The following is a 6,225-nucleotide window of genomic DNA, read 5'->3' as shown; positions in this document are numbered from 1 at the left end:
CCTCCATATCTCTTGTACTCCTAATTGCTACGTCTATTTCATTAACTAAGTTCCACGCCATTACGTTATCTTCCTCTACACCGAAGAAATGCATGTGTGCGTCAACTAACCCAGGCATTATGAAATCTCCTTCAATTATCTTTGCATTATCAACTTTTTCTATACCTTCTAAGACCTTAGTTATCTTATCATCTTCCACTATAATTGTCCCCTTATCGATTATTTTCTCTCCATCAAAAATTTTACCCACTAAAACTAATTTCATAGGTAATTATTTTCTACTTTCATGCTTATAACATTAAGTATTATTCGTAGTCAAACGCATCCTGATAAAAGAACAGCAAACTGTCTTCTAGGACGGGAGGTAGGTCAGAATAGTATGTCTGAAGCATCTTAATATTTTCAATTAGTATGAGAAAATGAGGATAAGCGTAACCCCTAGGGCAGAGGTCAGATAAGCTATGTATCTAGTTTTTTCAAGATTTAAGTAACTTTTCTAATTTTTTCCCTACTATTGATAACTCGGACTCTTCTTTTATCTTAGAGTAATGTAAGAATTCATTCTTATAAGGTATTAAAATGATATCGGGGGAAAAATCATGACTTATATCATTAATTAGATTTTCAACTTCTTCTTTTGCCTCCCAAGATTCAGGTACCATGTTTACAACAAGCGCTATAGGTTTAGCAGCTATTTTGTTTATAACATATCTGAAATATTCAACACTATTTAAAACATCCTCTTTAATTGGATCCGTAACAATAACAGCTCCTATAACATATTCTGGGAAATTTTCGATAAATAATTTGTATTCGTCATATACTAATGGATTATATGGATCAAAAATCATACCGTAGTCTATTATTATTGCATCGTATCCCTTAGAAACCACATCTAAATAAGATTTAACGAAACCTTCTTTTTGAACACTTAGCCTATGCAATTCAATTTCCCTTACAGGGCTACTAAATAGTTTAAATAATGTTAGATTCTCACTAACCTTATATTCATACTCCTCTCTTCCTAAATTCTCAACTATTGCCCTACGAAAACCTTTACCGTTAAAACCTAGAATTGAGGAACCTACAGATAACAAATCCTTATCGATGTAAAGAACTTTAAATTTTTGTGATAAATAAAAGGCTGTTGATAACGCTATAGTTGTTTTTCCAACGCCACCTTTAATCCCTATAAATCCTACTCTAAGTTTCATTAATAATATAGGTGATGAATGTGTAAAAAAATTTACTATTAATTAATGTTGATAGTCATTATGAATATCTTAATATCTCTTTAAATTCTTCTATAACTCTCTAAAGATTTAACGTAAAATAGTTTTATACTTCAAGCAAAATTAAGAAGATAGTATGAATAAGGAAGAAACCCTTAAGAGATTAAGGGGATTAGTCAGTAATGAGTTATCCTTTGATTTACTTACCTCTCTTCTCTCCAGCTCTGATAAGGATATTAAACATGAAGCATGGAATTACGTTTTAAAAAATATTGATAAGTTAAAAAAGGAGGAAATTTATTTACTCCTATCATTTCCCGATACCGGAACTAGGTATAGGGTTTGGAATGCAATACCTGACCTAGTACAAAAGGGTGTATTAACAAGAGACGAAGTGCTATCTCATATATCATACTTTAAAGATATGTTAAAGGATAATAACATGACAGTTAGGTTTCTCACCTGGTTTGTAACTTTGAGGATGATACTTGATATGAGATTAATTGATGAAAGCGAGATAAAAACTTATAAAGATTATTTGTGTGAATTACTAAATTATACAGACTTTAAAGATTTTGTAATACAAGTCGCTGAGGAATATTTGATCACATGCGGCAAGTAATTTAAGACTATTGTAGAGTTTCTTTTAATTCAAGACGATTATAGCATTTAGATTAAGCTATAATCACATTTAAAGCGTAGATTTAAGACGTGAGACTTACCAGTAGTCTGATAAAAGAACGGCAAACCTTGCCTTTTAAGGCGGGGTAAGGTTTTTAAATTACTTTTCTCTCTTTCTTCTGTAACACTCCCTTCTGGTCAACTTTATAAAGATGAGGAGCGGGAGCCGACCATTACTCCCGCAATACCAGAGGGGAGTGTTCGTACAATCGTAGTTAGACTATTTCCAAACGGATATCAGCAAAGAAAAATGAGAAAGTTAGCAGATGCTTCAGCAAAACTATGGAACGAGGAAAACTACGAGAGAAGACAACAGTTCTTCCAATAGAATAAAGTAGACCTAAAAGGTACTTAGGACAAGTATTATGAAAAGTATAAGGAGGTACTTGTGGTTAATGCACAAAGCCGTTTTACAGAAGAACAATGAAGCATGGTCTTCCTTTTTCTCATCACTGAAGAATAAAGATAGTCTACCGCAATTCGTTAATCATATCTCACCACCGGGGTATTGGAAAGACAAGGGGAAGAGGAAGCTAATCCTAGTCATTAGGCAAGACCGCTATGAAGTCGATGAGGAAAGGCATTTGCTGAAGGACTGGAAGATGGAAATACCCTTTGCTGGTAGGTTAAGGTGGTTTGGCACTCAAGGTAGGCTGGAGATATACATAGACGGAAACAAGTTCTACGCTCAAATACCAGTTGACGTAGGTAGGGTTACGGCAAAGAAGAGCAAAAGGCCAATCAAGGGATCCTTAATCATTCACGGTGAGAGGGATAAAATACAAATAGCTTTACCTAAAGGTAACAAGGTAGCTTCAATAGACTTGGGCATAAACATGTTAACAACTGTTACAGTAGATGACGGTACTGTTCTCTTTTACCGTGGTTCCCTCGTTAAGAGTGATTACTTCTATTTTCAGAAGAAGATAGGAGAGTTAGATAGGTTAAAGGCTGAGGATGAGAAAATTCACGAGACTGAAGCTAGGGAGGAAGTGTTGAGAGAAAGGGAGCGATTATTTAAGAAGCTTTATCGTAGATTAATACACTACTATAGGACTTTAGCTTCCCATCTTGCTAAGTCATTGTGGGAGTTAGGTGTATCAACAGTCTACCTTGGTTACCCTTACTTCATCTCTCAAGATAAGGGTAATAAGTTCACTTCTAACATTTGGTCCTATCGTAAGTTAATTGAGGCAATAGTGTATAAGCTTTACGAGTACGGTATAAAGGTGTTCCTAGTTGTTGAATATAACACTTCACGACTATGTGCTTTTCATGATGTTGAAGTGAGTAGGAAGTCTAGGGGAGTTATTAATTGCCCTTTAGGTCATAAGCTCCACAGTGACGTTAATGGAGCTTTAAACATAATGAAACTGGGGATAAGGAAGATTGTTAACGTATTGAAAAAACCTCTTTCCTTCCTCGTCTCTTCTAACGGAGTAACTCTCGTAAAGGGGAGTAACACCTTAGACCTCGGTGGAACCCTCGCCCTTTAGGGCGGGGAAGAGGTCAGTTCAACTACAACTGAATTTTAGGTTTAGTGATGAAATGAGGGCAAACCTTTCCCTTTAGGAAATGAGTAGGTCAGCTTGCTATTCAAAAGTTAAAGAGTCCACAATTGGAATTCTCTCTTACTGAAGATAGTAAATAAAAACTTTACCCGCCCTCAAGGGAGAGGTTTGACATTTTATTGTAAAACAATTAGAAATCCCTCTTTTAGCTATTTATACTATGTTGAGTATTTTATGTTGTTATAATATTTTGTTATAATTTAAATAAGTTTCATATTATTTGATAACTAATTAAGGTTTATTTCTTTACAAATCTAGTTATCAAGTTTAGCGTTCCAACTGCTAAGGCTATCCAGTAATAGATGTATGGATAACTTTGGATTAACATGGATACTTCAACTCCCTTGTCCTTAACATTTATCGATTCACTTCCTATGATGAAGAAAGGATAATTCACCTTTATGAATAATCCTAAGAGATAATTTGATATTAAGTAAGCTATGATGGGATCCAATATGTATAAGTAGCTTGCCCACATGATGAGCATGTAGTTATATCTTTCTCCTAAATAGGCTTTATATAAATAGTAAGCTGAAACAGTAATAACATAAGACCTAAAGGCAAAAAGAAAAACGTTTATTAAGTTGATGATTTCATATTCTCTTCCTAAAAACTGTAAATAAATATCAAATAGACTATCCTTTATGGTAACTATACCTCCTACTGAGTAATACCACCAATATCCCGGTAATAACGCTACTATGATGTTACCTAACATGGCCGACATTAATAGATAATATTTTCTTTTCCCTGACTTACTCATAACGTCTCACTTTGAGAGAAAGTGGTATTATATATTTCAAAGGTTAAGGTAATATTATAGTCATTATTTTTTGCTTCTTGTATAAAACTTTGCCAGTTTGTGATAATTATTGTAGCGTTAGTGGCAGTATGAGGAATAAATGTTACGGGATGTTTGATGTATGTATATTTTCCACTAACATTTAGTAAAGTATATGGGAAGTTATCAGTATTATTAAAAGACAATATTATACTACTATTGTAAATGTAAAATTTTATAATAGGTTGAGGTAAGTTAAAAGAGAAGAGTTGGATTACGCTATCCTTTACTAGTGAGGGAACTTCAGCTAGATTATGGTCAGTAATAAGAAATAACTGAAGAATTATAACTATGAGAAATATTGCTATTCCAAGCAATTTGCCAAAGTTCATTTCATTAAAATTTTTAGTGATAGCAATTTATCTTTTGCTTTCCCTCTCCCTTAATACATGTCTCTTAATCTTACCAGTCTCAGTCCTAGGTAATTCCTTTACGAACTCTATCTCTCTGGGGTATGCATAAGACGCTAGCCTTCTCTTAACAAATTCTTGTATATCTTTATCTATATTTTTCTCATCAACGTTCTCCTTTAAGACGATAAAGGCTTTTATTATGTGTCCTCTGACAGGATCAGGTTTTCCTATTACTGCTACCTCTTTTACTGCAGGATGTTGCAAAATTACACTTTCTATCTCCTCTGGACCTATCCTATATCCAGATACTTTTATTACGTCATCTGCCCTTCCCTTGAACCATAAATATCCATTCTCATCCTTATATCCTAAGTCTCCTATTAAAAACCAGATTCCTCTAAATTTCTTTCTGGTAGCTTCCTCATTTTCCCAATATCCCAGAAATAATGAGGGATCACCTATCCTTACAGCAATTTCTCCTACTTTATGAGGTGGAAGAGAATTACCTTCCTCGTCTATCACATCAACAAGATGTCCCGGAGATGACTTGCCTAAAGAACCTATCCTAAGCCATAAGGAATTATTAGTTGTAACTAAGTTCGCTTCAGTGCAACCGTAAAATTCATTTATGGGTACATTAAATTCGCTCATACCCCACTTTATCAGATCTTCTCCCACAGCTTCTCCAGCGGAACTGATAGCTCTCAGTTTGAGATCATACTCCTTGGGAGAAATTTTATTTTTTATTATTCTTAATGCAGTAGGAGGTATGAAGGCACAAGTAACTCGGTAGTCTTCCATGATTCTCATTGCCTCCTCAGGGGAAAACTTACCTTCCCTCTTGTAGGCTACTAATGGTTTCCCAAAGTATAGGGATGGAAGTATAACGTCTCCTATTGCTCCAATCCATCCCCAATCAGCAGGAGTCCAAAAGACATCCTCTTCTTTTGGTGCTAGTTCAAAGTATAATTGAAAAGTAGGTATATGCCCTAGGACAAATCTATGTGCATGTAATACTCCTTTAGGAGGACCAGTAGTCCCTGAGGTGTAAAATAGTTGAGCTGGTTCCTCACTATTGGTTTCAGCTACCTCAAAACCTTTAGATGAAGATTTTATTAAATCCCAAAATTCAATTTCCTTAGTAGCATTAGCTTCCCCTTCAACTACGATTATATGATTAAGTGATTCTATATTCTTTATTTTATTTCTAACATCAGTTCTATTACCCTCCATAAATATGACTTTAGCTTCACTATGCTTTAGTCTATATTCTACAGCTTCAGTACCCATTAACGGAGAGATTGATAATGCTATAGCACCTACCCTATAGATGGTTAGAAGTGTTATTATAGTCTCTATTCTAGGCTGTAAATATATTGCTACTCTATCTCCTCTCTTTATTCCTAAGTCCTTAACTAGCGCATTTCCTAATGAATCTGATAGGTTCTTTAGTTTGGAAAAGGTTACACTATCCTTTTTACTGCTTTCATCAGAGTAATATACTGCTATTTTCTCACCGTTTTTAGGAACGTTCTTATCTAATATTG

Annotated in this window: 6 protein-coding genes and 1 pseudogene; 2 read left to right on the top strand and 5 right to left on the bottom strand. The window is 34.6% G+C overall.

Annotated elements, in window-relative coordinates; genetic code table 11:
* Positions 1–265 (bottom strand): annotated as a pseudogene (locus DMP16_RS07225) (amidohydrolase family protein); the annotation flags it as partial.
* A gap of 211 nt (positions 266–476) precedes the next feature.
* Complete coding sequence (locus DMP16_RS07220) at positions 477–1,214, bottom strand: ParA family protein (protein WP_069283119.1); 738 nt, start codon at positions 1,212–1,214, stop codon at positions 477–479.
* A 154-nt stretch (positions 1,215–1,368) separates the two neighbouring features.
* Between DMP16_RS07220 and DMP16_RS07215 the strand changes: the two genes are divergently transcribed.
* Both DMP16_RS07215 and DMP16_RS07210 read left to right on the top strand, forming a co-directional pair.
* Positions 1,369–1,854 (top strand): hypothetical protein, encoded by a 486-nt coding sequence (locus DMP16_RS07215; protein WP_069283117.1) that lies wholly within the window; start codon positions 1,369–1,371, stop codon positions 1,852–1,854.
* A gap of 424 nt (positions 1,855–2,278) precedes the next feature.
* Positions 2,279–3,409, top strand: coding sequence for a transposase (locus DMP16_RS07210; RefSeq protein WP_231961089.1), 1,131 nt, complete (start codon positions 2,279–2,281; stop codon positions 3,407–3,409).
* A gap of 313 nt (positions 3,410–3,722) precedes the next feature.
* On the opposite strand, the gene DMP16_RS07205 is transcribed toward DMP16_RS07210, so the two are convergent.
* The 3 genes from DMP16_RS07205 to DMP16_RS07195 form a co-directional block, all read right to left on the bottom strand.
* Entirely contained in the window at positions 3,723–4,247 is a 525-nt protein-coding gene (locus DMP16_RS07205; protein ID WP_069283116.1) for a hypothetical protein, read from the bottom strand.
* Positions 4,244–4,657 (bottom strand): hypothetical protein, encoded by a 414-nt coding sequence (locus DMP16_RS07200; protein WP_069283114.1) that lies wholly within the window; start codon positions 4,655–4,657, stop codon positions 4,244–4,246. The genes DMP16_RS07205 and DMP16_RS07200 overlap by 4 nt, the downstream gene beginning before the upstream one ends.
* Before the next feature lie 27 nt (positions 4,658–4,684).
* The coding region (locus DMP16_RS07195; protein WP_143577029.1) for an AMP-binding protein at positions 4,685–6,225 on the bottom strand (1,541 nt) is incomplete at its 5' end.

Origin of the sequence: Sulfolobus sp. B1, from assembly GCF_007050195.1 — an archaeon.
GTDB lineage: Archaea > Thermoproteota > Thermoprotei_A > Sulfolobales > Sulfolobaceae > Saccharolobus.
This window is presented reverse-complemented; position numbering and strand designations above follow the sequence as displayed.

Coding starts and splice junctions, on each gene's coding strand:
- DMP16_RS07220 (WP_069283119.1), bottom strand. CDS start 1,214: ATGAAACTTAGAGTAGGATTTATAGGGATTAAAGGTGGCGTTGGAAAA.
- DMP16_RS07215 (WP_069283117.1), top strand. CDS start 1,369: ATGAATAAGGAAGAAACCCTTAAGAGATTAAGGGGATTAGTCAGTAAT.
- DMP16_RS07210 (WP_231961089.1), top strand. CDS start 2,279: ATGAAAAGTATAAGGAGGTACTTGTGGTTAATGCACAAAGCCGTTTTA.
- DMP16_RS07205 (WP_069283116.1), bottom strand. CDS start 4,247: ATGAGTAAGTCAGGGAAAAGAAAATATTATCTATTAATGTCGGCCATG.
- DMP16_RS07200 (WP_069283114.1), bottom strand. CDS start 4,657: ATGAACTTTGGCAAATTGCTTGGAATAGCAATATTTCTCATAGTTATA.